The sequence below is a fragment of the Haloferax mucosum ATCC BAA-1512 genome, from assembly GCF_000337815.1.
Classification (GTDB): Archaea; Halobacteriota; Halobacteria; order Halobacteriales; family Haloferacaceae; genus Haloferax; species Haloferax mucosum.
In genome coordinates this window covers 157,306-181,536 of sequence record NZ_AOLN01000013.1, presented here as the reverse complement: position 1 = coordinate 181,536, position 24,231 = coordinate 157,306, and the positions used below count along the sequence as shown (strand labels likewise).

Sequence of the window (24,231 nt, the reverse complement as noted above, 5' to 3'; positions counted from 1 at the left end):
GTCAGTCACCCCCCGCGGCCGCGACATCGCCGCCGTTTCCGAGCGCCGATTGCATCGCCTCCAGGACGTCCTGCATCGCCGCCGAATCGCTCGGGTTAACCATCGTCGCCTCGCGTTCTGCCGGGGCTTTCGGAATCGGGTCTACCGACGAAACGATGGTTGGCGAGCCGTCGAGACCGATGTAATCCGGGTCAACGTTGATGTCGGCGTGGTCTCGGACCGTCAGGAAGTCTTCGTACTGTTCGGCGCGCTCCTGTGTCTCCGCGCGCAGGTCTTTGAGCGTCAGACGCTCGCCCGCGGTTCGATACGACGGGACGAACTCCGGGTCGGTGACGACGAACGCCGGAAGCGACGTTTCGACCGTTTCGACCTCCTCGATGTCGCCTTCGACGAGTCGTTTCGCCCGCAATACGCCCTCGTCCTCGTCGATGTCGAGCGAGATGACGTGCGTGACAAGCGGCATATCCAGACACCAGTTCGTCTGTGGCCCGGTGTGGCCCGTCTCGCCGTCTGCGGTCTTGAAGCCCGCAAAGACGACGTCTGGCTCACCGAGTGTTTCGATACCTGCGCTGAGCGTGATGGCCGTCGCCCACGTGTCGGCGGCGGCCATCTCGCGGTCAGAGACGAGGTGAAGGTCGTCGGCGTACACGGACGCCATCGCCTCCTGAAGTACCTCCTTGTAGCCCGGTGGACCCATACTCATGACGCTGACTCGGCCGCCGTGTCGAACCCGCGTCTGCAACGCGGCTTCCAGTGCGAATCGGTCGTTTGGGTTCATCACCGTGGGCGTCTTTCCTCGTTCAAGATGCCCATCCTCGTCGAACGATACCTGGCCCTCGCGGAAGTCGGGCACACCTTTTGTAAGTACCACCATGTGCATTGAGAACACTCTCCAGTTAATGCTAGCTCATATTCATAATAATCTTTTGTACTAGTAAACTGGAACGTCTCCGAGAGCGCGTGCTCGAAATTCGGACCGAGTCGTGAAAACAGACCGTCGCGTCGCGCCCGGGTCAGTCCGCCGCGTCGCGTCCCGGTTAGATACGCCCGGCCCGTCCGGGGTCAACGTCGATGGCATCGACGGGACACACGTCAACACAAAGCATGCAGTCGATACACTGGTCTTCGTTCGTCGGTTCGGCTTTGATGTCCGATTCGGGGTGTCCGGGCGTATCAACCCACGTGAACACGTCAACCGGGCAATCCTCCAGACACGCGCCGTCGGCGAGACAGATGTCGAAATCGACGGCGACGTGCGTTCCGTGGATGCCGAGTTTCTCCGGTGGGTCTACCGGTCCCCAGACGGCGACGCCGTTTTCTTCGCCGACTTTCTCTCGGTTCGTTTCGAACTGCGGGTCGATAGCCATAGTATGTAGTGTTATTTTACTGTGACAGCAATAAATCATCCCCCGAACGACGGCCGTACGAGTGGTGTGTGGTGTCGGTCGGCGTCTCTCGTCGGTCGGGACGAGTGGTTGACTCGGTGAGATGATTAGCCTGTGGTCCGAACGTCCGCTATGGACGTGTTCTTCTGGATTGCGCTCGCCCTCTTGGTCCTCGGTGTCATCGGAAGCGTGTTACCGCTCCTCCCCGGCGCGCTCCTCTCGGTCGTCGGTGTCCTCGTCTACTGGTGGTCAACCGGCTTTTCGGACCCCGGACTCTTTGGTCTCGTCAGCCTCCTTTTCGTCGGGGTCGTCGCGCTCGTCACCGATTACGGCGCTGGCATCTTCGCCGCCCGATTCGGAGGCGCATCGACCACAACGTCGCTTCTCGCAGGCGTCGTTGGGTTCGTTCTCATGTTCCTCCTCGGTCCGATTGGTATCTTCGTCGGCGTCGCCGGAACCGTCTTCGCCGTCGAATATTACCACAACGAAGACGTCGAAGCGAGCGGCCGCCGCGCCCTCTACGCCACGGTCGGTGTCTTCGCATCCTCGGTCGTACAGGCGCTTTTGACTCTCTCGATGCTCGTCGGCTTCGTCCTCGTCGTCGCGTTCTAACTAGGGTTCCGAACCAGTCCGCGTTCGACCTCTGCGACGACCCGAGCGGGCGCGCCGTCAGCGTCGACGCGCAACGGCATGACGAGCAGGTCGAACGTCCGGCCAGTCGGAAGCGCGTCTAATCCACACAGATTCTCTACGATGAGTGCCCCGGAGCCGAGGACAGCGTGGTGAACCGGGACGCCGCCACCGCCGGTCACGTCCGGGCTGAGCGCGTCGATGCCGACCGACAGGCCGCGCTCGGCGCATGCCTGTCCGGTCGCGGGAGCGAGACCGGGATGGTCGGTCATTCGGTCTGTGCCCCACTCGTTTTCCCACCCGGTTCGAAAGACCAAGCAATCGACGCCGGGTTCGAGGCGGGACGGTATCGCGTCGGGTCCGATAAGTTCGTTCGCACCGACGTCACGGCAATCGACGAGTCGCGCGACGAAGCGCAACTCCTCGACCGAGTACGAATCCAGCGTCGCGCCATTCGGTTCCGTGTGTGCCGGGGCATCGACGTGCGTCCCCGCGTGGCTCCCGAGTTCGAGCCGTGAAACGCGGTAGCCGTCGGTGTCGAAATCGGCGTGCGGTGCGACCGAGACGGGAGGGTCACCGGGATACGTCGGCATCCCGGATTCGACGCGGCGAGTGAGGTCTACGAGGGTCACACTATTGCTACGACGCCGGCGGTAAAACGAGTGTTTGTGTTCGACTACTTGTGTGCGAAGTAGACGACCGTCTCGTCGTCGTCGCGGTCGTCAACGCGGACGAAGCCGACGCGCTCGAACTGGATGAGTTCGTCTTCGGATACGTCGCCGAAGTCGGGTTCCGCGACGCCCGTCACGTCACCGTCCATGGTGCGCATGCGGACCTGCACGCCCTCGGTCGGCACCCAGTGAATCACGTCTACGTCGCCTTCGCGGACGACGTCAAGGTCGTCGCCGGTGTGGACGAGCGTGTCGCTCTCGCGGCGGACACAGCCGAAGCCCTTCAGCCAGACGCGGTCGCCTTCGGCGGGCACGTCGCCGGATTCGAGACGAACTGCGTCGCCGACGGGGATGTCGCGGGCGCCCCGGTCTTCGAAACTCGGGTGGAGCGGCGGGTGTGCGGTGTCGGGACCGCCTTCGACCGCGAACGACTCCCCGTCTCGGACGAGGAAGTAGCGGTCTGTCTCGTCGTCAACGAGGTCGCGGTTGTTCGCGTAGATGGTGGACATCGAGAGGTCAACGTTAGACGTCGAGGTGCCGAGACCGACCATCGCGTCAACGATTGCCTGTCCGCGGATACCGCGGCGACGGAGGCTCTTGATGGTCGGCGCGCGCGGGTCGTCCCAGTCGTCGAGTTCGCCCGCGTCGATGAGTTCTTTGATGCTCGACGTTGACATCTTCACGTCGTACGCATCGACCTGGACGTGGCCCCAGTGGACGACTTCGGGGTAGTCCCAGCCGAAGTAGTCGTAGACGAACTGCTGGCGCTTCGCGGAGTCCTGGAGGTCGATGCCGCGGATAATGTGGGTGACGCCCGTGAGGTGGTCGTCGATACCGGACTGGAAGTCCAGCATCGGCCACGCGCGGTAGGACTCGGCTTCTTCGCGCGGGTGTGGCGTGTCTATCATCCGGAACGCGACCCAATCGCGCAGGGCGGGGTTTTTGTGCTCGATGTCGGTCTTGACGCGGAGGACCATCTCGCCGGACGAATACTCGCCTGCGACCATGGCTTCGAACTCGTCGAGCGTCGTCTCTGCGTCCTTGTCGCGGTGGGGGCACGGCTTACCGTTGTTCTTCAGGTTCGAGAAGTCCTCGCCGGAACACGAGCAGGTGTACGCGCCGCCCATCTCGATGAGGTCGCGGGCGTGGTCGTAGTAGGTCTCCACGCGGTCGGAGGCGCGAATCACGTCGTCGGGTTCGAATCCGAGGTAGTCGATATCGTCGAGAATCGCCTCGTAAGCCGTCAGGTCGGGGCGCTTCGTCTCCGGGTCGGTGTCGTCGAAGCGGACGATGAAAGAGCCGTCGTACATCTCTTTGTACGTCCCGATGACGGCGGGCATGCGGGCGTGGCCGAGGTGCCACGGGCCGTTGGGGTTCGGCGCGGCGCGCATCCGAACCTCGTCGTACGCCTCCACGTTCGGGAGGTCGGGAAGCAGTGAGTCGTCTGCTTCTTCCTCGGCTTCCATCTCCGCGAGTTCCTCGGGTGCGAGGTCCTCCAGTCGGTTGCGCTTCTCGGCGTTCGAGAGGCCGTTGACCTCCGCGACGACGGGACCGATAAGCCCCGGAATCTCGCCGCCGTGCTGTCTGAAGTCCGGGTTCTCTCCCATCAGTGGACCCATGATAGCGCCCACGTCCGCGTCGCTTTCGTGTTTGACCGCATTGAGGAGGGCGTGTTTCTCCGCCGCTGTCTCGATGCGCTCTCGAAGGTCGTCGTCCATTACCGTTCGATTCCGCGGCGCGCCTAAAAACAGGCCCGGATTGCGGGAACGGGTCCTCGCGCGGGCAGGGGTACGGTATATGGTACCATTTGTGAGTAAATATGGATTCCGACGACGACGATACAACTCGTGGCGAGTTGCGACGAAAAAGTGAGAATGAGCTGTTCGTTCCGGCGAGTCGCCGATACCTCAGTACCCGCGCGTGATGAGGTAGTCCGCGATGTCTCGGAGCAGATCACGCGCCTCGTTGTCGGGGAGGACTTCGAGACGTGCTTTCGCCTGCTCGGTGAGGTCTTTGGCCATGTCGCGCGCGTAGTCGATGCTTCCGGCGTCGTCGAGTTCGGCGACGGCGGTTTCGACCGCCTCTTCGGTGAGCGCTTCGGCCGTCTCGGCCTCGACGAGATTGTCCACGTCGATACCCTGTCGGCGGGCGTGTAGGGAGATAATCGTCTCCTTGTTTTCGACGAGGTCGGAGCCGCGCTGTTTGCCCAGTTTCTCGGACGGGACCGTCAGGTCGAGCACGTCGTCTTGAATCTGGAACGCGCTTCCCGACTCGATGCCGTACTGGTAGAGCGCTTCGACGACGTCGTCGTCAGCGCCCATGATAACCGCCGGGACGGCGGCCGCGGTCCCGTAGAGAACCGCTGTCTTGAGTTCGACCATTTCGAGGTACTCGTCCGGCGGCACCTCGGTCCGTCGCTCGAACTCGATGTCGAGCGCCTGCCCCTCGCAGATTTGGGTGCAGGTGGTTGCGAGGCGTCGGATCGCTTCGAGTCCGTCGGCCGGGTCCGCGCCGGTCTTCGTCAGCAGTTCGAACGCCTTGGCGTACAGCGTGTCGCCAGCGAGAATCGCCGTCTCCGTGTCGTACTCCTTGTGGACCGCCGGGACGCCGCGCCGGAGGTCGTCGTCGTCCATGATGTCGTCGTGGATGAGCGTGAACGACTGGATGACCTCGATGCTCACGGCGGCAATCATCACGTCGATGGGGTCGCCCGCAAGCGTCGGGAACGAACGGTAGTCCTCCGACATCGGTTCGACATCCGCGAGGGATTCAGCGGTCAGGAGGGAGACAGTCGGTCGGAGGCGCTTGCCGCCGGCCTGAAGGAGGTACCGCGAGGCCTCATAAAGCCGCGCTGGCTCGGCCATCGGGATATCCTCGTCGAGTGCGTCGTTGATGAGTTCGCGTCGCTGGCCAATCGCTTCGAGCACTCGCTGTTCCGTCGCGTCCGGGCTCATCACTCCACCAGTTGGATCATGTTGCCGTTCCGCGTCACGTGGACGTCACGACCGAGGGCATACCCCTGAGACTCACAGAGGTCCACGTACGGAGCGAAGCCTTTCAGGTTCTGGTGAGCCGGAATGACGTGCTGGGGCTGCAGCGCCTGCAACATCTCGTAGTGGCCTTCCTCGCGGAGGTGGCCCGAGACGTGGATTTCGTCGAAGATGCGTGCGCCCTGCATGCGGAGGAGACGCTCGGACTGGTAGCGCTGTCCTTCGTTGGTCGGCTCCGGGATAACGCGCGCCGAGAAGATGACTTTGTCGCCGTCGTCAATCTCGTACGGCGTCTCGCCGCGACCCATGCGGGTGAGCATCGCGCGCGGCTCGCCCTGGTGGCCCGTGACGATGGGAAGGTAGTTCTCCTTGCCCTCCTTCATGATGCGCTTGAAGGTGCGGTCGACGGACTTGCGGTGACCGTACATTCCGAGGTCGTCCGGCAGGTCGACGAAGCCGAGGCGCTCGGCGGTGCCGGAGTACTTCTCCATCGAGCGGCCGAGGAGGACCGGCTGACGGCCGATATCCTTGGCGAACTCGACGAGCGAGGACACACGCGAGATGTGCGAGGAGAACGTCGTGGCGACGATACCGCCATCGTAGTCCTCGACGGAGGTCATAACGTCCTTGAGGTGGCGACGAGCGACGGACTCGGAGGGCGTACGGCCCTTCCGGCCGGCGTTCGTACAGTCTTCGATGTACGCGAGGACGCCGTTGCCCTCACGGCCAATCTCGCGGAAGCGCTTCATGTCGATGGGGTCTTCGAGGACCGGCGAGTGGTCCATACGCTTGTCAAGCCCGTAGACGATTGCGCCCTCCGGTGTGTGGACGACCGGGTTGATGGCGTCGATGATGGAGTGGGTGATGTGGACGAACTCGAGTTCGACCTGTCCGGAGTCGCCGATGGACATGGTCTCGCCAGCTTCCATCTTGACGAGGTTGTTGTTGACGTTGAACTTGTTCTCGCCTTCGATCTGCTGTTTCACCAGTTCGATGGTGAACGGCGTCGCCACGACGGGCGCGTCGTAGCGGTGGGCGAGCTTGGAGATGGCCCCGATGTGGTCGAGGTGGCCGTGCGTGGGGACGATGGCCTTTACGTCTCCTTCGAGGTCGCTCATGACACGGTCGTCCGGGATGGCGCCCATGTCGATGAGGTCGAGGCTGTGCATCCTTTCGGTCTCGACGTTGTCGTGGATGAGGACCTGCGACAGGTTGAGACCCATGTCGAAGACGACGACGTCGTCTCCGGCACGAACGGCCGTCATCTGACGGCCGACTTCTTCGTATCCGCCTATGGTTGCAATTTCGATTTCCATGGTTTGTCTCGTAGTTCCGAGCATCGAAAGCCACAGTGTGGCGAGGGTGCTCACGGAAAGACGGGTGTCTGGGGGCCACCGGCCCCGGCGTCTTGCAGCTCGTCGGTCGATAGACCCCGCGTGCGAGGCGGCCCGAGTCGCGTGAATTGGGCACGCCCGCACTTACCCGCGGGTTTCTGGTACTGGGTTCTACTCGTGCGGGTACTAAAAACTACGTGGGTTCACCGCGCCCGCACGCCTGCCTGCGACGGGTCGTACACGCGAACACGGAGATTCAATTGATATGTTTCGTCGTTGGCGAGTAAAAACAGGCAATCCCTTCGGTCGGTCCGGCACCTTTAAGATAACTACGAGACGGATTTGAAACATGAGCGGCCGACCCCTCGACGTCCTCGAAGCGTCACTCGACGAACCGGTGACAGTTCTCCTCAAGGACGGAAATGCATACTACGGCGTCCTCGCTGGCTACGACCAGCACATGAACGTCGTACTCGAAGAAGCGCTGGATGAAGACGCTGTGCCCGGGGATATCGACCTCGAGCAAGTCGAAGACACAACCATTATACGCGGCGATAACGTCGTGACCATCAAAGCATGACGGGTGCAGGAACCCCTAGCCAAGGAAAGAAGAACAAGACGACGCACGTCAAGTGCCGTCGCTGTGGCGAGAAGTCCTACCACGTGAAGAAGAAGGTCTGTTCGTCCTGCGGCTTCGGCAAATCCAAGAAGCGTCGTAGCTACGCCTGGCAGTCGAAGTCCGGCGACAACTAAGAATACCGTTCGACGGTCTCCGACCGTCACTCTGTCTTCTATCTCGCCGTTCGGCGGCGAGAACGACACCGCGTTGCCGACATCCGTCTTGCGTGCTGTTCTATGCTATTTGGTACCGGTAAACATATTTCCACAGCGGATGTCCGTGCTGGGTGGCCGACAGTCGCTCCGAGAACCACCGGTACGTGTTACGTAGCTCATTGTGCCGTCGTATCTTGGAACAATGCATGGATGTGTTTATTTCTCGGTTCTAGAACCCGTCGTTACTGCATATGGACGGGTTTTTTACCCCCTCGACTCTCTATCGTCTTCCATGGCAACTGGGCGGGACGACTCCCACCACATCAGCGGACCGACCGAGAAGTGCGGTGTCGTCGGCGTCGCACTCGGCGGTCGAGACGCCGCACGACCCCTGTACTACTCGCTGTACGCCCTCCAACATCGCGGACAGGAGTCCGCTGGCATCGTCACCCACGATGGCTTCCAACAGCACAGCCACGTCGAGATGGGTCTCGTCGGCGACGCGTTCGGCGCGGACGATTTGGACGGGCTGAACGGGTCTGCTGGTATCGGTCACGTCCGTTATCCGACCGCCGGTGACGTGTCGAAGTCGTGCGCTCAACCGTTCGCCGTCTCGTTCAAATCCGGGTCGCTCGGTCTCGCACACAACGGAAACCTCGTCAACGCCGACGAACTCCGCGACGAACTGGAGAACGTCGGTCACGCCTTTACCTCCACGGGCGACACCGAAGTCATCGCCCACGACCTCGCGCGCAACCTGCTCGAAGAGGACCTCGTCCGCGCGGTCAAACGAACCATGGAGCGAGTCCACGGCTCGTACGCGCTGACGATTATGCACGACGAAACGGTGCTCGGCGTCCGCGACCCAGAAGGCAATCGGCCGCTGTGTATCGGCGAGGTTGACGACGGCTACGTCCTCGCCTCCGAATCCGCCGCTATCGACACGCTCGACGGCGACCTCGTCCGCGACGTCCGCCCCGGCGAACTCGTCGTCCTCAAGCCCGACGGCTCCGGCTTCGATTCGTACCAACTGGTCGAACTCGACAACACCGCTCACTGCTTTTTCGAACACGTCTACTTCGCCCGTCCCGACTCCGTGATGAACGACGAACTCGTCTACGAGGTGCGGCGCGGACTCGGCCAAAAACTCTGGGAGGAAGGCGGCGTCGATACCGATGTCGTGATGCCCGTTCCCGACTCGGGCCGCGCGTTCGCCTCCGGATACGCCGAGGCGGCCCAAGAGGACGGCGCTGGCGTCGAATTCGCTGAGGGCCTGATGAAGAACCGCTACGTCGGCCGGACGTTCATCATGCCGACCCAAGACGAACGCGAACGCGCCGTCCGCCTGAAACTCAACCCGATAAAAAGCACCGTCGAAGGCAAGTCCGTGACTCTCATCGACGACAGCATCGTTCGGGGAACGACCTCGACGCAACTCGTGCAACTCCTCCGCGACGCCGGCGCGGCCGAAGTGCACATGCGAATCGGTGCGCCGCCTATCGTCGCGCCCTGTTACATGGGCATCAACATGGCTACCCGCGAGGAACTCATCGCCTCGGACAAGTCGGTCGAAGACGTGCGCGAGACGATTGATGCCGACAGTCTCGGCTATCTCTCTATCGACGCCATCGCGGAGGTGCTCAACAAATCCCGTTCCGACCTCTGTCTCGGATGCGTCACCGGCGAGTATCCATACGACATCGACGACGAAGCGACCGACCGCGACGTCACCCGTCCCGCGGTCGATGCCGGCGCGCCGCTGAGCGACTGACTACTCGCTCAAAAACCCGGTAGCATAGTCAACGCGGCGTTTCTTTTACTCCGAGTCCGTACCCTCGTGTGTACTTCGACTCGCCGGGAACCGGGTGGCGAGACGGAGTACGGAGTGCGATACTGAAGGCGGGGTGGTTGTGAGTCTGCGGGGATTTCCGCACACCCCCCTTCGTGACCTGCCGGTCGAGACGCGCACTATGCACCCGTCTCGGAGACCGCCACGGACGACTGTCATCGCGGTGTCCGGACGGGACACTCCCTTTCAGCGACATTTACCGACTCAGTCACCGATTCGGCTCACGAGACACCCAACGAGCAACGAGCCGTTCGACTCAGTAGACGACGTAGAGGAGCAGATACACGACGTTTCCGAGCACGAACGATACGAGCCACAGCGACGCCGCGATACGGCCGAACCGGGCGTGTTGCGTCCCGAAGACCTCCGAGATGGGTCGCGTCAGCGCCAACAACATGGCGTAGTAGACGACTGGAACACAGATGACGGCGAGGAGGATGTGAATCGCCAGCGTCGGGAGATAGATGAACTGGTAGACGACCTCCGGTCCTTGGGCCGGGAACGGCGTCGTCCCTTTGACCACGACCTTGTAGAGATAGAGGACGAGGAACGTCGCAAACAGGAGAAACGAAGCGAGCATCATGCGCTGGTGTTTCTCGACATCACCGCGTTTGATGAACCGAACACCGGTGACGATGGTCACGATTGCGACAGTGCTGATGAGCGCATTCGCGTGTGGAATCGCGTCGAACACGGCGTCAGGTGCGGTCGGAATCGCCGCGCGCGGTATCGCCCCGAGCACCGCGCCGAAGACGAGCGCGAGCGAGACGACCGAGAGGAGGGCGGTCAGGCCGCGGACGTGGTCGCGTGCACGAAATTCCATAGCTGTAGTGGGGGACGTAACGGCAAAATCGTTCTGTCCGCGGCCGCCCCACGACGCCTGCAAACGCCCGACATTGCCGAGTCGAAAGGAAAGTCATTTAAATTACCGCGGGGTAACGTGGAATGCAGTAAGACACAGCGAGCGTGGGTAGCCAAGCCAGGCCAACGGCGCAGCGTTGAGGGCGCTGTCCTGTAGAGGTCCGCCGGTTCAAATCCGGTCCCACGCATCGCAAGATGCAGGTGACGTCCCTACACGGACATCACCCACGCACAATCCTTCCGAACACTACTCCCCCGAGAGACTCCTCTCGGTGGGTTTCTACGCCGTCTCTACACCACACTGATAGTGACTGCGTTGTGACAGTGACTGGTTGGCTGTCTCTGAGCCGACCGACCCGTCCGCCGAGAGCAACTGCTGTACGACCCGTGTACTGTGCCTGCGTCGTCAGTATCCCGCCCCGACCTGACGCCGTGCCGCGAGTTTAAAAGGGTAGAACGAGTAACACGCGCCATGGCCAAGTACTCGACGAACCGGGGCGGTGGTGGCTCCGACGGAGACAGTTGCGAACTCTGCGGTCGGACGACGACGAAACTCCGCCGCGCGAACGTGGCCGGCGCTGACCTCCTCGTCTGTTCGGACTGCGCGCCGCACGGCGACAACCGCCACACAGACAGCAAGCGCGAATCGACCGACAGCACCCGCGACGACTCCGAACGAAGCCGACGCAAGCGCGCCGCACAGCGCACGGCCAAGATGTACGATAACGCCAAAGGCGACTCGAAACACTGGGAAAAAGAGGGGACGAACTACGAGAAAGACCGGCTCCCGTATCTCGTCTCCGGATACGGCGGTACCGTCGAATCCGCCCGCCAAGACGCCGGGCTTCAACTGTCCGAACTCGCCGCAGAACTCGACCTCGAAGAGAAACAACTCCTCGCTATCGAACAGGGCCGGGCGACGCGTGCGAACGTCGGTGGCTCTGTCATTCGCGCGCTCGAAGAGCGCCTCGATGTGTCGCTTGTAGACGAGTAGCACGCTTTTTCTTCTTCGGGCGTCTCGACGCCCACATGTCGCAGTCTCTCGCACCCGACTCGCCCGCAGTTCGGTCGTTCGAATCGGCCGTGACGCGCATCGACGGTCGGTCGGTCGTCCTCGACGAGACGTATTTCTATCCCGAAGGCGGCGGGCAACCCGCCGACCGCGGCGTTCTCGGCGGTGTCGAAGTCGAACACGTCCGGTCTGAAGACGAAACTGTCGTCCACGACCTCGCCGCAGTCCCCGAATTCGAGGTCGGCGACGCGGTAACTGGCGTCGTTGACGACGATTTCCGAACCTACTGTATGCGGGCGCATACCGCGAGCCACGTCCTCTACGGTGCAGGTCGCCGCATCTTCGACGACCTCGGTTACGGCGGCTTCGACATCTCTGCGGAGAAAGTGCGCGTCGATTTCGAAACGACGACCGAGGTTGACGACGACGCGCTCGTCGAGTTAGAGCGACTGGTCAATCGCACCGTCTGGGATGCGCGAGCAGTCTCGTGGAACGAGATTTCGGTCTCTGAGACCCGTTCGCGCGACGAAATCGCGTTCAACGTCAAAACTGAAGCGGGCGTTTTCGCCGACGCCGACGCGGTTCGCGTCGTCACCATCGACGGGTGGGACTGGGCGGCCTGCGGCGGCACCCACGTCTCTAACACCGTCGAAATCGGTCCCGTCGCCGTTCTCGACCGGTCGAATCCCGGTGAAGGACTCGCTCGCGTCGAGTTCGCAGTCGGCCCGACAGCGGTTGCCCACAGCGCCGACGTACGGGCCGCCTCGTACGCGGCGGCCCGCGCGCTCGGAACGAATCTCAAATCGCTCGGTGAGGTGGCCGCAGACGTAGTTGCGACGAGAGACGAACTCGAATCCGAACTCACCAACCTGAAAGAGACCGTCCTTCGCGCGCGGCTGGCTGACTTCGAGACGGTCGAACGCGACGGTCGGACGTGGAAAATCGGCTCAGTATCGGGATTCGACGCAAACGAAGTCGGCGACGCGGCGAAGGACGCACGGCGTGAGACCGACGCCGACCTATTCGTCGCCGTCGGCGAATCGAACGCGCCGTTTCTCGTCGTCGCCAGCGCCGGAGACCTCGCCGCCGACGATGTCGTTTCCGACGTGACAGACGAGTTCGGCGGCGGTGGCGGCGGTGGGCCGACGTTTGCACAGGGCGGCGGTCTCGGTGCCGCCGCCGACGAGGTGCTGGCGTACATCCGTGGCTGAGGCGTGTGACCGCCGGCCGCCCGCGTCGCAGACGCTGGCGACGACGCCGGACTCGTTAGTCCGCTGACGCGCGCGCCGACACTTCAATCATCTTTTTCAATGACGGTCCGTACAGACGAGCATGGAAACCGTAGGGTCTGCAACGGGACTGACCGAGGAGCAACGGGCCATCCGCGACGTGGTCCACGAGTTCGCAGTCGAAGAGATTCGCCCGACTGCACGCGAGGCCGACGAGACGGAGACGTTCCCCGAAGACGTGTGGGACGGTCTCGCCGAACTCGATTTGACCGGTCTCACCGTCCCCGAGGAGTACGGTGGATTCGGTGCCGACCGTGCGACCTACGCGGTGGTCAACGAAGAGGTCGCCTACGGCCAACTCGCCGTTGCGACCGCCCTTTCGGTCCACTGTCTCGCAACCGAGTGTATCGCCGAGTTCGCCACCGAAGAACAGAAAGAAGAGTGGCTTCCGAAGATGGCTCGTGGCCGCCCCGTCGGTATGTTCGGTCTCTCCGAACCCGAGGCTGGTTCGAACCCCGCACAAATGTCAACCGTCGCCCGCCGCGAGGGCGACGAGTACGTCATCAACGGGAAGAAACAGTGGATAACGAACGGCCAGCGCGGCGGTGTCTGTATCCTCTTTGCCAAGACGGACCCCGAGGACCCGTCGTCGGTCACGCAGTTCCTCGTTCCCAAGGAGGCCGGCTACGAAGTCGGCAAGAAAGAAGAGAAACTCGGTCTCCGCGCGTCGGACACGACGGCGCTCATCTTCGACGACGTCCGAATCCCGGCCGAAAACCGACTCACCGAGGTGGGCAAGGGACTCTCGGCCGCGTTCCGCATCCTGACGGGCGGCCGTATCGGAATCGCTTCGCAGGCCGTCGGTCTCTCGCAGGCCGCCCTCGACGACGCTATCGACTACGCGAACGAACGCGAGCAGTTCGACAAGCCCATCTCGAAGATTCAGGCGATTCGCCACAAGATTGCAGACATGGGGACGCAGGTTCACGCGTCGCGCATGCTGGTCCGCGAGGCCGCCCGCGTCGCCGACGCTGGTGACGACCCACGAACCGCCGCGTCGATAGCGAAGTACTTCGCAAGCGAGGCCGCGGTTGACGTGACCAACGAGGCCGTACAGGTCCACGGCGGCTACGGCTACACGACCGACTTCGACGTGGAGCGATACTACCGCGACTCGAAGATTACGACCATCTACGAGGGAACGAGCGAGATTCAAAAAGAAATTATCGCGCGGTCGCTCCTCGACTGAGTTCGCGCACGCGCGATTCCCAACTCCGATGCAGGCGGGTCACAGAGCGGGTGTTCCGCGCGGCGGTATCGAGGACCTCCCGAAGCGTCTTTTCGCTCCGGTCCCGTACTGCGTTCAATGATGCTCCCCGACCTCTCGAATTTCGACGCCGTCGTCTACGACCTCGACGGCACGCTCGTCAACCTCCGCGTTGACTGGAACGAGGCCGCCCACGACGCCGCGCTCGTTCTGCGAGACGCCGGCGTGGACGCCGACTCGATGGACCTCTGGGGGATGCTCGACATTGCCGACGAGGCCGGTGTCCGCGACGAACTGGAGCAGGAGCTATCGGCACACGAGCGACAGGGTGCATGGGTCTCAGACCGCCTCCCCCTCGCTGATCATCTTCTGGACGACGGCGTTCCGTCGGGCGTCTGCTCGCTCAACGCCGAGGGTGCGTGTCGGGTCGCACTCGACGTACACGACCTCACGGACTACGTTGACGCCGTCGTCGGCCGCGACACGGTAGCGACGCAAAAACCGGACCCCCAACCGCTCCTCGAAACACTTGGTCGGATGGATACCGACCCCGGCGCCGCGGTGTTCGTCGGCGACTCCGTCCGTGACGAGACGACAGCAGAACGCGCCGGCGTCGCGTTCAGATACGTCGATGGCGGCCCGTCAGGAGTCTAACCCGGGCAGACGGTTGCTGGCAGGCGGCACGACCGCTCCGCGAGACGGCGTGCCGCACACCCGCGTCACGTCTCGCGGCGATACCTATCGCACGACGGGTGTGGCCGCGTTCTCCGTGATAAAGTCCCGTCTCCGCGTCGCCCGCCGCCCGAACGACACGTCTGAATCGCCGAGGGCGTTAAGCCCGCCGAGTCCTACCACCACGACATGGGATTCCCGGTTACGTACTACTGTCCGCACTGCGGCGCGGTCGTCGAACTCGAACGAGGCGGCTATCTCGCGGATAAGTCGGTGACGCCGTATCCGTTAGAAGGGTGGGCGTACGCCGACCCAGCCGAGGCATTCGAAGATTCTGACGGCGTCCACTTCGTCTGCGGCGAGAGCGACGCACCCGGCCTGACGTGGACCGAAGCCGTGAGCGACGCCGACGACGTGGAGAACCCGGAGAGCGATGCACCGTGCGGCCGCGAGTTCTACCTCTCGTTCGTAAAGTACGAACACGGCCGCGAGGTGGAGGCAGTCCCCGAAAGCGACTACGTCGTCATCGGCGGGGACGGACCGCCGAGTCCGAGAGGCCCGGACGCTGGCCCACGTGGGCCGGATGGGTTCTAACTCTCGAGAGACGGGTCGATTGTCGTGAAGAGACGCTGAGATAGCAGTTCTCACTACGAGTTCAATAGCTCACCCGTCGAACGAGTGGTATGATTCCCATTCAGTCCGGAAGCGGTCTCGCCGACGCGTTGTTCTTCACGCCGTTCGTCATCCTCGGAATCGCCATTATCGGCTTCGGGACCGCGATTCTGTATCTCGAATACAGAAAGGAGATGGCGCTCATCGAAAGCGGCCAGTACGCGGACGTTAACAACGACCCGCGAGCGTGGATTCTTGGCGGCGGCCTATTACTCCTCGCGCTCGGGCTGGGAAACGTCGTCTCGTCGGTCCTCTCCGGTGGTACCGTCGGCGAGGGTATCACGGCCGCCTTCGTCGGTCTCGCGGCGCTCGTGTACTACTTTTACAAGCGCCAGGCCGTTGCGGCCGCGGGCGCCTGAACCGCCGTTTCTCGCTTCGGTTTACCCCTTGATGTTGCAGACGGGGAACGTACGGACCACTTTGTCACCGATTCCTAACTCGTCCGAAACGCGGACAACCTCGTCTACGTCCTTGTAGACGCCAGGCGCTTCCTCGGCGACTGTCGCACCCGACTGTGCCTTGACGAAGATTTTCTGTTGCTCGCGGAGTTCTTCTTGTACCGTCTCGCCCCAGAACTCCTGTTTCGCCTTCGTGCGACTCATCAACCGACCCGCACCGTGGGCGGTCGAACCGAACGTGAGGTCGAGCGAGGAGTCGCCGCCGCGGAGGACGTAGCTTCCGGCACCCATGCTCCCGGGAATGATGACAGGCTGTCCCACGCCAGCGTACGCGGGCGGGAGTTCGGGTCGGCCCGCGGGGAACGCTCTGGTCGCACCCTTACGGTGGACGTAGAGTTCTCGGTCCTCGCCGTCAACGGTGTGGACTTCCTTCTTGGCGATGTTGTGGGCCACGTCGTAGAGCAGTCGCATCTCCATGTCTCGCCAGTCGCGGTCGAATACGTCGGCGAACACCTCGCGCGTTCGGTGCATGATGAGTTGGCGGTTCACCCACGCGAAGTTGATGGCGGCGCACATCGCGCCGTAGTACTCCTCGGCGAGTTCCGATCCAGCGGGTGCGGCGGCCAGTTCCTTGTCCGGCAAGTCGTCGAGGAGGTCGGCGTGTTCCTTCTCGATACGGCGGAGATAGTCCGTACAGGTTTGGTGGCCGAGACCGCGAGAGCCACAGTGGATGAGGACGACGATTTGGTCGGCTTCGAGACCGAACGACTCGGCCACGTCGTCGCGGTACACGTCGGTCACCCGCTGGACTTCGAGGAAGTGATTCCCGGAGCCGAGACTGCCGATCTGGTTTCGGCCGCGGTCTTTGGCCTTCTGTGAGACGTATTCGGGGTGCGCGTCGTCGCGGAAGCCTTCGTCTTCGCAGTGTGCGAGGTCGTCGTCGGTCGCGTAGCCGGCGTCGAGCGCCCACTCCATCCCGTGTGCGAGGATATCGTCGATGGTTTCTGCATCGCCCTTGACGACGCCGCCGCCGCCGAGACCGGACGGAATCGCCTCGAAGAGGGCGTCAACCAGTTCCGCCTCCTTCCCCTGGAGGTCTTCGTAGGTGAGGTTCGTCGTCATCATGCGGACGCCGCAGTTGATGTCGTAGCCGACCGCGCCAGGCGAGATACAGCCATCTTGGGCGTCAGTCGCGCCCACGCCGCCGACGGGGAAACCGTACCCCTGATGGCCGTCAGGCATGCAGATGGCGTGTTTCGTGATACCTGGCAGGTGCGTCGCGTTTCGCAACTGTTCGAGCGTCTTGTCCTGTCCGATCTGTTCCAGCAACGCCTCGGAGGCGAGCACCCGCGCGGGGGCGTTCATCTCGCCCTCCTGCGGAATCTCCCAGACGTGCTCACGAACTCGTCGCAGTTCGATGGTGCCGAACTCGCGCGTGGTCATGTTCGAATAATCGAGACGGCGACTCAATAGGATTCCGTCACGCGCCGCGCGCGGTTGCGACGTTTTGGCGTGTTTCGATCCGTTTCGGCCCGACCGAGACGGGTCAGTCCGCACCCGCGGGTCGGCCGGGTGTCTCACCGTCGTCGGTGACCTCGCGGCTGGAGGTGCGGCGTCTACCGAGAACGGCCCGCAACCGGTCACGAGCCGTGCCGAGACGAGACCGAAAAGCGAGATGTGCGCCAGCACGAGGTCGTCCGGAATACAGCAGAGAAACCGCGACAGAAGGTATGAAACGATTGAATCTGAACGTCACACGTCGAAGACGACGTACGCGTCCCACTCCTCGTCGGTCCGTTCGAGTCGCATCTCGGAGTACGTGACGGCCTTCACGTCCCGAGCGTCAACGTCGGTGAAGGGGATGCCGCGCGCCGAGGCGTCAACGACCCACTCGTCGTCGGCCTCGCGGACTATCGACTCGTGCGCGGCCGGGAGGACGCCGCGCACGTCACGTTCGTAGATGAGGTGGTCGAGATAGTCGAACAGCAGTGCCTCCAGACTCTCCGCCCGGACGGAAAACGAGAATCGCTCGCCCGTCTCGACTAACTGGTCGCACATCGCCGCGGTGAGACCGTCTGCGACCGCCGCGAACGCGTCGCCGAGGGTTTCGCCGGTGGCTTCGACCGCCACGTCGGCTGTATGTTCCCGGAGTGTGAAACTCATAGCTGACACAGGGTGACCGCGTACCGTCGTCCTTTCGGTCGTCGGCGCGCGCGACACGACCGGAAGACGGCGTTCCATAGCACCCGCCGGAACTCCGCGCGTCGCGTCCTGACGGACGGTGGAGTTATATTCTCGCTCCGGTAACCTCGGACTGTGAGCGTCAACGTGGAGATGCGGACCGACGCCCCCGGCCAAAAGGAGTACGCTGAGGACGCGTGGGACCTGAAAGAACGAATTCGGGTCGATGAGGGCCTCCTGAAGCAACGCCGAGGCTTCTTCATGGACGCCTACCGCCGGTCGATGACGTATCTCCTCTTCGAAAACGACGCGCTCGTCGCCTTCGCTTCGACCCGACGCGACGGATACATTCTCTTTCTCGCCGTCTTGCCAGAGGCCCGCGGCGAAGGACACGGCAAACGACTCGTCGCCGAAGTCGCAAAGGAACACCCAGTCGTGACCTGTCACGCTAGAACGACGAACCGGAACGCCCTCGACTTCTACGAAAACATCGGCTTCACGGTTCGCCGGCGAATCGAGAACTACTACGAAGACGGTGGCTCGGCATTCTACCTCCGACTCGGCGAGGAAGCGGGTCTCAGAGAGCGTCTCTCCGAGTTCTTACTCCGATAACAGGCCCGCTGGCGAGTTCTCGTCCCGACCAAAATCGCTCCTGAGAGCGGTTGCCCGCATCCTTAATTTTTATTCGCTTCGTAGTAGTATGACAGTGTATGTACATCGGAGTGCTCACTGTCCCGCTCGGAAACGAATCTCTCGACGGTGCGCTCGACTATCTGTCGGGTATCGGCGTCGAGGGCGTCGAACTCGGCGTCGGCGGCTGGCCCGGCGAAGACCACGTTTCGCGGACGGCCGTCCTCGACGACGAGGACAAACAGGCCGACCTCCTCGCCGCCGTCGAGCGCCGCGAGATGCAGATTAGCGCGTTAGCGACGCACAACAACCCGCTCCACCCTGACGAGGAGACAGCGGCCGACGCGGACACGGAACTCCGAGAGGCAATCGAACTCGCCGACGCGCTCGGCGTGGACACGGTTACGTGTTTCTCCGGTCTCCCCGCGGGCGGTCCGAACGACGAGGTTCCGAACTGGATTACGGCACCGTGGCCGACAGAGCACGCCGACGCCCACGAGTACCAGTGGGACGTTGCCATCGACTACTGGTCCGACCTCGCCGCCTTCGCCGACGACCACGGCGTCGATATGGCCATCGAGATGCACCCGAACATGCTCGTCTACGAACCCACGGGCATGTTGAAACTCCGGGAGGCGACAAACGAGCGCATCGGCGCGAACTTCGACCCTTCGCACCTCTACTGGCAGGATATCGACGTCACCGAGGCGATTCGTTTCCTCGGCGACCACGACGCCATCCACCACTTCCACGCGAAGGACACGAAGGTCTACGACCACCACTCGAAGGTCAAAGGCGTTCTCGACACCACCTCCTACGCCGATACGGCCGACCGCTCGTGGCTCTTCCGTTCTATCGGCTACGGCCACGACGAAGGCCACTGGAAGGACGTCGTCTCCACTCTGCGCATGGTCGGCTACGAGGGCGTGCTCTCTATCGAACACGAGGACGCGCTCACGTCCTCGAACGAGGGATTAGAAAAGGCCGTGGACGTGCTCGACCGGGCCGTCTTCGAGACGCAACCCGGCGACGCCTACTGGGCGGAGTGATTCTGTATGAGTGACTCTAATTCATCATCTGAACCCCTCAAAGTCGGTGTCCTCGGCTACCGCTTCATGGGCAAAGCCCACTCCAACGCCCTCGCGCGCCTCCCGATGTTCTTCCCCGACGCGCCCGACGTCGAGCGCTCCGTTATCGTCGGCCGCGACGAGGAGGCCCTCGCCGACGCCGCCGACCGATTCGGCTTCGAATCGACGGCGACCGATTGGCGCGACGTCGTGGACGACGTTGACGTGTTCTACAACCTCGGACCGAACCACCTCCACGCGGAACCCTCGATTGCGGCCCTCGAAGCCGGCGCACACGTCTTTTGCGAGAAACCGCTCGCGCCGACGCTCGACGAGGCAGAAGCGATGCGCGACGCCGCCCGCGACGCCGACGGCGTGGCCGGGTGTGCGTTCAACTACCGCTTCGTCCCGGCGATTCAGTACGCGAAAGGCCTCATCGAAGACGGCGAACTTGGGGAGATTCGACACGTTCGCGGGCGCTATCTTCAAGACTGGCTCGTTGACCCCGAAGCGCCGTGGGCGTGGCGCATGGACAAAGACCTCGCCGGGTCCGGCGCGCTCGGCGATCTCGGCGCACACACCATCGACCTCGCGCGCTTCCTCGTCGCCGACGTCGCGGGCGACATCGAACGCGTGTCCGGCCACCTCCAGACCTTCGTAGACGAACGACCGGTCCCCGGAACGGACGAGTACAAACCCGTCACCGTCGATGACGCCTACACTGCGCAGGCCGCGTTCGAAAACGGCGCGGTCGGCTCGTTCGAGGCGTCCCGGTTCGCCGACGGCCACAAAAACGACCACACCATCGAGATTCACGGCTCCGATGGGAGTCTGACGTTCTCGCTCGAACGCCTCAACGAACTCAGGGTGAAGACGGGCGACGCCCGCGGCTACGAAACCGTGCTCGTCACCGACGAATCGGACCCCTACGTGAGAAACTGGTGGCCGCCGGGCCACGTCATCGGCTGGGAACACACCTTCGTCCACGAGAACTACGAGTTCCTCTCGGCGGTCGCAGACGGTAGCGAGTTCCACCCGTCGTTCGAGGACGCCTACGAAGTACAGAAGGTTCTTGACGCCATCGAGCGGTCGGACGACAGCGGCGAGTGGGTCAGTCTCGAATAACGGGGCTGAAAACGGCCCAGCAGATTTCATGCCTATTCTCTGCTATGTTCGTTGATGGTCTTCAGCCAGCCGCTTATCTTCGATCTTCGGCCTGTTGGTCTTCGGTACGGCTGTCAGTGTCGTCGCTGGCATCGTAACTCGGCGTCTACACGGCCCGTCGGTATCTCGACTATAACTTGGAACTACGGCGCTCGTCGCTGGAGCGATCTTTCCGCTTGCCACGCTCGGTTCAGCGTACTTTCGTGTCGTCCCCGGTGCCCTCGGGACAACCTTGTGGTGATCGCTACTATCGTTTCGCCCCCGATTGGTGCGCTGTTTGGGTTCCTCGGCTTCCCAAAAAACATCAGTGAAGGCGTGTGCTCGCGTCGATTGTATTCGGCGCCGACTGTCTCGTACTGTTCGTTGGCGCACTCTTCGTTGGCCAACCCTGAAAACCGCAACAGCGAGTGTACGAAAGAGAACGCGACTCAGAACGTCAGCACGCCGTCGTCGGTGATGACCTCGTCGATGAGTTCGACCGGCGTCGCGTCGTAGGCGGGATTTTCCAGTTCGATGCCTTCGACGGGTTCGAGCATGACTTCACTGGGTGACCGAATCTCGTTTTCGAAGCGGAAGCCGCCATCCACGACTTTCGCGCCGGACCCGACGACGGTGACGGGAACGCCGACCTCGTTGGCGGCGGCGACGAGTGGGAACGTTCCGATGCGGTTGTAGAGCGTCTCTTCGACGATGCAGTCCATGCCGATGATGACCCGGTCGCACTTGGGCAAGAACAACCCCGACGCGCCGTCAACCATCAGATGCGGTTCGACGTCTTCGACGGCGGCGAGTTCGCGTGCGAACTTCCGGCCGAGATATCGCGGGCGGGCCTCGGTGACGTAGGCGGTGAGTTCGGCACCGTCGGCGACAGCGATTTCGACGGCTTCCATCACGGTTGACGAATAGTCGTGGGTGAGGAACGTATCGCCGTCTTCGATGGTCTTGGCCGCCTCTTGGGCCGCGCGGCGCTTTCCGGTCTCGACGTTTTCGACCACGCGAGCGATGGTCTCGTGAGTGAGTTCCCGCGCTTCGTCGAGGCTGTCGGTCTCGCCTTGGACACTCTGGAGTACGTCCTGCAGTGCGTTGTAGAGCGACGCGTGCGAGGGGTTCGCGCGCTTGAGTGCGCCGACGTTCCGTTCGAGGTCGCGTTCGAACTCCTCGACGGTCGCGTAGTCGCGCTCGGTCAACTCTGCGAGCGACTGCGTGGCCTTGACGGCGACGACCGAGGAGCTGTGCGTCTGCATCTCACGAATCTCCTCGATGGTCTCGTCTATCATACGCGAACGTCGCTGTATCGTGTGAAAGAGTTTCCGGCACTCATCGCCGGCGCGTCGGGTTCGGGAACGGCCGGGATGTCGATTCCGCGGTTCGAGACCTCAGTTTTCGCTGTTTGTTTGCCCGTCGGTGTTGGGAGTGCTCCCGCCGTCACCCGCGTCGGTTCGCTTGGCGTACACGAACAGCGCGACGGCCGTCACGAACCAGATGACGGCACCGACTCGAATGGCGAACTCGGCGCGCGCACCCCACGTCTGGAGACCGGCGTTCAACGAGAGGAGCGCGACGATAGGCGACCCGACGAGAATCGTCGTCACGAAGGTCATCTGCATGACCCACCCGTAATCGACGCCCTCCGGATTCGACCGCTCGACTGGTTGCACGTGTAGAGATATCATGACGGGGGCTAATGCGTGCCGGTTTGGACTCGTCCCGCAAGGGTGACGCTCATAACCCGGACGTGCGAACGGCCTGCATGGTCACGGTACGTTCCCTTCGGTCGAAGGCTGGAGACGAGCCAATCACGATGCTCACGGCGTACGACGCATCGACGGCTCGAATCGTCGATGACGCCGGTATCGACGTGATTCTCGTCGGCGACAGCATGGGCAACACGGAACTCGGCTACGACTCGACGCTACCGGTCACGGTCGAAGAGATGCAGAGCCGAACCGCCGCCGTCGCGCGCGCGACTGACGACGCTCTCGTCGTCGCCGACATGCCGTTTCTCTCCTTTGGCGTAGACGAGGCGTCGAGTATCGAACACTGCGGACGGATGCTGAAAGAAGCCGATGCCGACGCGGTCAAACTCGAAAGCGGGCCGCACACCGTCGAGTTGACCGAGCGACTCTCGCAACTCGGGATTCCGGTGATGGCGCACCTCGGACTCACGCCACAGCGCGTCAAGCAACTCGGCTACAGCAGACAGGGGACCGACCGCGACGCCGCCCGCGAAATCCTCGACCTTGCGAAGGCGCACGTCGAGGCCGGCGCGTTCTCGCTCGTCCTCGAACACGTCCCCGCGAACGTCGCAAAACAGGTCACAGAAGCACTCGACATTCCGACAATCGGCATCGGTGCCGGGCCGGACTGTGACGGACAGGTCCTCGTCATCGACGACGTTGTCGGCATGAGCGACCACGTTCCGCCGTTCGCAACCACGTTCGGCGACGTCAAATCCGAGATGGAAAACGCCGTCGAGGGCTACAAAGATGCTGTCGAAGCCGGCGAGTTCCCGGCCGAAGAACACAGTCACGTCGAAGACGACCTCGACGAGTTGTACTGAACTGACGGCCGTCCAGCGGGGAGTCCACCGAGGAGTCTGTTATTCGACCCGTCGGTCGAGGAACGAAGTCACCGCATCGTTGAACGCCGCCGGTTGTTCTAACATTGCGAGGTGAGCGGCGTCTTCGATGGTTCCGAACTCGCAATCGGGGAGTTCGTCGTCGAGATACTCGTGGTACGATGGCGGCGTCAGACGGTCGTATTCGCCGACGAGCGCCAGGGTGGGGACGGTGAGTTGGTCGAGTTCGTCGCGCACATCGAACGTGTGACACGAGCGGAAATCGCGTCGGACCACGGCGTGTCCCGCGTCGTACATCGCCTGTTTCGAGCCTTCGCGGAACCGCTCGTCGTCGGTGTGGAACAGTTTGTCGTCACCGTGGAGAAACGAGACGGCGCGGTCGAAGTCGTCGTCGAGCCAATCCAAGAGATCGTCGAGGACGGCGAGTTTGGCCCCGGTTCCGGTGAGGACGAGCGCGTCGAGGTCGAAGTCGCGTTCGAGCGCGAGCGTCAGCGCGACGGCCCCACCGAGGGAGTTGCCGACGAGAACGCTCGCGTCCGTCGCGTCGGCGACGGCGACCACGTCATCGACGTAGGCAGAAAGCGTCTCGTATCCCGGGTCGGCATCGACATCGTCGCTGTCGCCGTGGCCGCTCAGGTCGAGCGCGGCGACCGGGTAGTCGCGGGCGATACGGAACTGTCCGCGCCAGACGGCGTGTGAGCCGCCACTGCCGTGAATACAGAGTATCGTCGGTCTGGTCCCGTCTGCACCGCGATGCCGGTATGCTATCGTCCGTCCGTGGTGGTCCACCGTAGCCGCATCCATGGTGAGATTTGTACGCCCCGAGCGAATAAAGCCCCACGCCGTAGCCGACTTTCTCGGTTGCTC

26 protein-coding genes and 1 tRNA gene are annotated in these 24,231 nt (G+C 62.9%); 15 read left to right on the top strand and 12 right to left on the bottom strand.

What is annotated here, in order from left to right; genetic code table 11:
• Position 1: 1 nt before the first annotated feature.
• Positions 2 to 880 carry an electron transfer flavoprotein subunit beta/FixA family protein gene (locus C440_RS10865; protein WP_049915724.1) on the bottom strand — a complete coding sequence of 293 codons (879 nt, stop codon included), beginning with the start codon at positions 878 to 880 and terminating at the stop codon, positions 2 to 4.
• Between the two features lie 157 nt (positions 881 to 1,037).
• On the bottom strand, positions 1,038 to 1,367 hold the full coding sequence (locus C440_RS10860; protein WP_008320522.1) for a 4Fe-4S dicluster domain-containing protein: 330 nt from the start codon (positions 1,365 to 1,367) through the stop codon (positions 1,038 to 1,040).
• 150 nt (positions 1,368 to 1,517) lie between these two features.
• Between C440_RS10860 and C440_RS10855 the strand changes: the two genes are divergently transcribed.
• Complete coding sequence (locus C440_RS10855) at positions 1,518 to 1,997, top strand: DUF456 domain-containing protein (RefSeq protein WP_008320521.1); 480 nt, start codon at positions 1,518 to 1,520, stop codon at positions 1,995 to 1,997.
• On the opposite strand, the gene C440_RS10850 is transcribed toward C440_RS10855, so the two are convergent.
• The 4 genes from C440_RS10850 to C440_RS10835 form a co-directional block, all read right to left on the bottom strand.
• Complete coding sequence (locus C440_RS10850; protein ID WP_049915721.1) at positions 1,994 to 2,647, bottom strand: cyclase family protein; 654 nt, start codon at positions 2,645 to 2,647, stop codon at positions 1,994 to 1,996. The genes C440_RS10855 and C440_RS10850 overlap by 4 nt on opposite strands.
• Positions 2,648 to 2,691: 44 nt before the next feature.
• Positions 2,692 to 4,404 (bottom strand): glutamate--tRNA ligase, encoded by a 1,713-nt coding sequence (locus C440_RS10845; protein WP_008320519.1) that lies wholly within the window; start codon positions 4,402 to 4,404, stop codon positions 2,692 to 2,694.
• Between the two features lie 189 nt (positions 4,405 to 4,593).
• A complete protein-coding gene (gene idsA3, locus C440_RS10840) occupies positions 4,594 to 5,640 on the bottom strand; it encodes a geranylfarnesyl diphosphate synthase (RefSeq protein WP_008320518.1) in 1,047 nt (348 codons plus the stop codon).
• The gene (locus C440_RS10835; RefSeq protein WP_008320517.1) at positions 5,640 to 6,992 is read right to left on the bottom strand and encodes a ribonuclease J; all 1,353 of its coding nucleotides are present in this window, start codon (positions 6,990 to 6,992) and stop codon (positions 5,640 to 5,642) included. Before C440_RS10835 ends, idsA3 begins: the two co-directional genes overlap by 1 nt.
• A gap of 367 nt (positions 6,993 to 7,359) precedes the next feature.
• Between C440_RS10835 and C440_RS10830 the strand changes: the two genes are divergently transcribed.
• The 3 genes from C440_RS10830 (at position 7,360) to purF (ending at position 9,555) form a co-directional block, all read left to right on the top strand.
• On the top strand, positions 7,360 to 7,590 hold the full coding sequence (locus tag C440_RS10830) for an LSM domain-containing protein (protein WP_008320516.1): 231 nt from the start codon (positions 7,360 to 7,362) through the stop codon (positions 7,588 to 7,590).
• Complete coding sequence (locus C440_RS17135; RefSeq protein ID WP_004042936.1) at positions 7,587 to 7,763, top strand: 50S ribosomal protein L37e; 177 nt, start codon at positions 7,587 to 7,589, stop codon at positions 7,761 to 7,763. The genes C440_RS10830 and C440_RS17135 overlap by 4 nt, the downstream gene beginning before the upstream one ends.
• A gap of 313 nt (positions 7,764 to 8,076) precedes the next feature.
• A complete protein-coding gene (purF, locus tag C440_RS10825) occupies positions 8,077 to 9,555 on the top strand; it encodes an amidophosphoribosyltransferase (RefSeq protein ID WP_008320515.1) in 1,479 nt (492 codons plus the stop codon).
• A gap of 334 nt (positions 9,556 to 9,889) precedes the next feature.
• Here the strand turns inward: purF and C440_RS10820 are convergent, their stop codons facing one another.
• Positions 9,890 to 10,456, bottom strand: coding sequence for a DUF420 domain-containing protein (locus C440_RS10820; protein ID WP_008320514.1), 567 nt, complete (start codon positions 10,454 to 10,456; stop codon positions 9,890 to 9,892).
• 141 nt (positions 10,457 to 10,597) lie between these two features.
• Here C440_RS10820 and C440_RS10815 point away from each other — a divergent pair.
• The 7 genes from C440_RS10815 to C440_RS10785 all read left to right on the top strand — a co-directional run bounded on the left by C440_RS10815 (position 10,598) and on the right by C440_RS10785 (position 15,705).
• A tRNA-Leu gene (locus C440_RS10815) sits at positions 10,598 to 10,682 on the top strand.
• A gap of 284 nt (positions 10,683 to 10,966) precedes the next feature.
• A complete protein-coding gene (locus tag C440_RS10810; RefSeq protein ID WP_008320513.1) occupies positions 10,967 to 11,488 on the top strand; it encodes a helix-turn-helix domain-containing protein in 522 nt (173 codons plus the stop codon).
• A gap of 35 nt (positions 11,489 to 11,523) precedes the next feature.
• Positions 11,524 to 12,717, top strand: coding sequence for an alanyl-tRNA editing protein (locus tag C440_RS10805; RefSeq protein ID WP_008320512.1), 1,194 nt, complete (start codon positions 11,524 to 11,526; stop codon positions 12,715 to 12,717).
• 121 nt (positions 12,718 to 12,838) lie between these two features.
• Positions 12,839 to 13,984 carry an acyl-CoA dehydrogenase family protein gene (locus C440_RS10800; RefSeq protein ID WP_008320511.1) on the top strand — a complete coding sequence of 382 codons (1,146 nt, stop codon included), beginning with the start codon at positions 12,839 to 12,841 and terminating at the stop codon, positions 13,982 to 13,984.
• Between the two features lie 117 nt (positions 13,985 to 14,101).
• Entirely contained in the window at positions 14,102 to 14,656 is a 555-nt protein-coding gene (locus tag C440_RS10795) for an HAD family hydrolase (protein ID WP_008320510.1), read from the top strand.
• Positions 14,657 to 14,863: 207 nt separating this feature from the next.
• A complete protein-coding gene (locus tag C440_RS10790; RefSeq protein ID WP_008320509.1) occupies positions 14,864 to 15,268 on the top strand; it encodes a hypothetical protein in 405 nt (134 codons plus the stop codon).
• Between the two features lie 89 nt (positions 15,269 to 15,357).
• On the top strand, positions 15,358 to 15,705 hold the full coding sequence (locus C440_RS10785; RefSeq protein WP_008320508.1) for a hypothetical protein: 348 nt from the start codon (positions 15,358 to 15,360) through the stop codon (positions 15,703 to 15,705).
• A 21-nt stretch (positions 15,706 to 15,726) separates the two neighbouring features.
• Here the strand turns inward: C440_RS10785 and C440_RS10780 are convergent, their stop codons facing one another.
• Together C440_RS10780 and C440_RS10775 are read right to left on the bottom strand one after the other, a co-directional pair.
• Complete coding sequence (locus C440_RS10780; RefSeq protein WP_008320507.1) at positions 15,727 to 17,187, bottom strand: RtcB family protein; 1,461 nt, start codon at positions 17,185 to 17,187, stop codon at positions 15,727 to 15,729.
• Positions 17,188 to 17,496: 309 nt separating this feature from the next.
• A complete protein-coding gene (locus tag C440_RS10775) occupies positions 17,497 to 17,907 on the bottom strand; it encodes an archease (protein ID WP_049915762.1) in 411 nt (136 codons plus the stop codon).
• 153 nt (positions 17,908 to 18,060) lie between these two features.
• On the opposite strand from C440_RS10775, the gene C440_RS10770 reads away from it, so the two are divergent.
• The 3 genes from C440_RS10770 to C440_RS10760 all read left to right on the top strand — a co-directional run bounded on the left by C440_RS10770 (position 18,061) and on the right by C440_RS10760 (position 20,747).
• Complete coding sequence (locus C440_RS10770; protein WP_049915720.1) at positions 18,061 to 18,537, top strand: GNAT family N-acetyltransferase; 477 nt, start codon at positions 18,061 to 18,063, stop codon at positions 18,535 to 18,537.
• A gap of 98 nt (positions 18,538 to 18,635) precedes the next feature.
• Positions 18,636 to 19,604 carry a sugar phosphate isomerase/epimerase family protein gene (locus tag C440_RS10765; protein ID WP_008320504.1) on the top strand — a complete coding sequence of 323 codons (969 nt, stop codon included), beginning with the start codon at positions 18,636 to 18,638 and terminating at the stop codon, positions 19,602 to 19,604.
• 6 nt (positions 19,605 to 19,610) lie between these two features.
• Positions 19,611 to 20,747 (top strand): Gfo/Idh/MocA family protein, encoded by a 1,137-nt coding sequence (locus tag C440_RS10760; RefSeq protein ID WP_049915718.1) that lies wholly within the window; start codon positions 19,611 to 19,613, stop codon positions 20,745 to 20,747.
• A gap of 467 nt (positions 20,748 to 21,214) precedes the next feature.
• Here the strand turns inward: C440_RS10760 and C440_RS10755 are convergent, their stop codons facing one another.
• Both C440_RS10755 and C440_RS10750 read right to left on the bottom strand, forming a co-directional pair.
• Positions 21,215 to 22,063 carry a translation initiation factor eIF-2B gene (locus C440_RS10755; RefSeq protein WP_008320502.1) on the bottom strand — a complete coding sequence of 283 codons (849 nt, stop codon included), beginning with the start codon at positions 22,061 to 22,063 and terminating at the stop codon, positions 21,215 to 21,217.
• Between the two features lie 99 nt (positions 22,064 to 22,162).
• Positions 22,163 to 22,444 (bottom strand): DUF5822 domain-containing protein, encoded by a 282-nt coding sequence (locus C440_RS10750; RefSeq protein ID WP_008320501.1) that lies wholly within the window; start codon positions 22,442 to 22,444, stop codon positions 22,163 to 22,165.
• 92 nt (positions 22,445 to 22,536) lie between these two features.
• Between C440_RS10750 and panB the strand changes: the two genes are divergently transcribed.
• Positions 22,537 to 23,346 (top strand): 3-methyl-2-oxobutanoate hydroxymethyltransferase, encoded by an 810-nt coding sequence (gene panB, locus C440_RS10745; protein ID WP_008320500.1) that lies wholly within the window; start codon positions 22,537 to 22,539, stop codon positions 23,344 to 23,346.
• 39 nt (positions 23,347 to 23,385) lie between these two features.
• On the opposite strand, the gene C440_RS10740 is transcribed toward panB, so the two are convergent.
• Positions 23,386 to 24,168, bottom strand: a complete 783-nt coding sequence (locus tag C440_RS10740) for an alpha/beta fold hydrolase (RefSeq protein ID WP_008320499.1) — start codon at positions 24,166 to 24,168, stop codon at positions 23,386 to 23,388.
• Positions 24,169 to 24,231 lie beyond the last annotated feature (63 nt).

What these genes read in the sequence shown, in the direction of transcription:
- C440_RS10835 (WP_008320517.1), bottom strand. Translation starts at nt 6,992, where the DNA reads ATGGAAATCGAAATTGCAACCATAGGCGGATACGAAGAAGTCGGCCGT.
- C440_RS10760 (WP_049915718.1), top strand. Translation starts at nt 19,611, where the DNA reads ATGAGTGACTCTAATTCATCATCTGAACCCCTCAAAGTCGGTGTCCTC.
- C440_RS10790 (WP_008320509.1), top strand. Translation starts at nt 14,864, where the DNA reads ATGGGATTCCCGGTTACGTACTACTGTCCGCACTGCGGCGCGGTCGTC.
- C440_RS10820 (WP_008320514.1), bottom strand. Translation starts at nt 10,456, where the DNA reads ATGGAATTTCGTGCACGCGACCACGTCCGCGGCCTGACCGCCCTCCTC.
- C440_RS10755 (WP_008320502.1), bottom strand. Translation starts at nt 22,063, where the DNA reads ATGATAGACGAGACCATCGAGGAGATTCGTGAGATGCAGACGCACAGC.
- C440_RS10810 (WP_008320513.1), top strand. Translation starts at nt 10,967, where the DNA reads ATGGCCAAGTACTCGACGAACCGGGGCGGTGGTGGCTCCGACGGAGAC.
- C440_RS10780 (WP_008320507.1), bottom strand. Translation starts at nt 17,187, where the DNA reads ATGACCACGCGCGAGTTCGGCACCATCGAACTGCGACGAGTTCGTGAG.
- panB (WP_008320500.1), top strand. Translation starts at nt 22,537, where the DNA reads ATGGTCACGGTACGTTCCCTTCGGTCGAAGGCTGGAGACGAGCCAATC.
- C440_RS10795 (WP_008320510.1), top strand. Translation starts at nt 14,102, where the DNA reads ATGATGCTCCCCGACCTCTCGAATTTCGACGCCGTCGTCTACGACCTC.
- C440_RS10785 (WP_008320508.1), top strand. Translation starts at nt 15,358, where the DNA reads ATGATTCCCATTCAGTCCGGAAGCGGTCTCGCCGACGCGTTGTTCTTC.
- C440_RS10800 (WP_008320511.1), top strand. Translation starts at nt 12,839, where the DNA reads ATGGAAACCGTAGGGTCTGCAACGGGACTGACCGAGGAGCAACGGGCC.
- C440_RS10775 (WP_049915762.1), bottom strand. Translation starts at nt 17,907, where the DNA reads ATGAGTTTCACACTCCGGGAACATACAGCCGACGTGGCGGTCGAAGCC.
- C440_RS10830 (WP_008320516.1), top strand. Translation starts at nt 7,360, where the DNA reads ATGAGCGGCCGACCCCTCGACGTCCTCGAAGCGTCACTCGACGAACCG.
- C440_RS10740 (WP_008320499.1), bottom strand. Translation starts at nt 24,168, where the DNA reads ATGGATGCGGCTACGGTGGACCACCACGGACGGACGATAGCATACCGG.
- C440_RS10855 (WP_008320521.1), top strand. Translation starts at nt 1,518, where the DNA reads ATGGACGTGTTCTTCTGGATTGCGCTCGCCCTCTTGGTCCTCGGTGTC.
- C440_RS17135 (WP_004042936.1), top strand. Translation starts at nt 7,587, where the DNA reads ATGACGGGTGCAGGAACCCCTAGCCAAGGAAAGAAGAACAAGACGACG.
- C440_RS10805 (WP_008320512.1), top strand. Translation starts at nt 11,524, where the DNA reads ATGTCGCAGTCTCTCGCACCCGACTCGCCCGCAGTTCGGTCGTTCGAA.
- purF (WP_008320515.1), top strand. Translation starts at nt 8,077, where the DNA reads ATGGCAACTGGGCGGGACGACTCCCACCACATCAGCGGACCGACCGAG.
- C440_RS10845 (WP_008320519.1), bottom strand. Translation starts at nt 4,404, where the DNA reads ATGGACGACGACCTTCGAGAGCGCATCGAGACAGCGGCGGAGAAACAC.
- C440_RS10865 (WP_049915724.1), bottom strand. Translation starts at nt 880, where the DNA reads ATGCACATGGTGGTACTTACAAAAGGTGTGCCCGACTTCCGCGAGGGC.
- C440_RS10765 (WP_008320504.1), top strand. Translation starts at nt 18,636, where the DNA reads ATGTACATCGGAGTGCTCACTGTCCCGCTCGGAAACGAATCTCTCGAC.
- idsA3 (WP_008320518.1), bottom strand. Translation starts at nt 5,640, where the DNA reads ATGAGCCCGGACGCGACGGAACAGCGAGTGCTCGAAGCGATTGGCCAG.
- C440_RS10860 (WP_008320522.1), bottom strand. Translation starts at nt 1,367, where the DNA reads ATGGCTATCGACCCGCAGTTCGAAACGAACCGAGAGAAAGTCGGCGAA.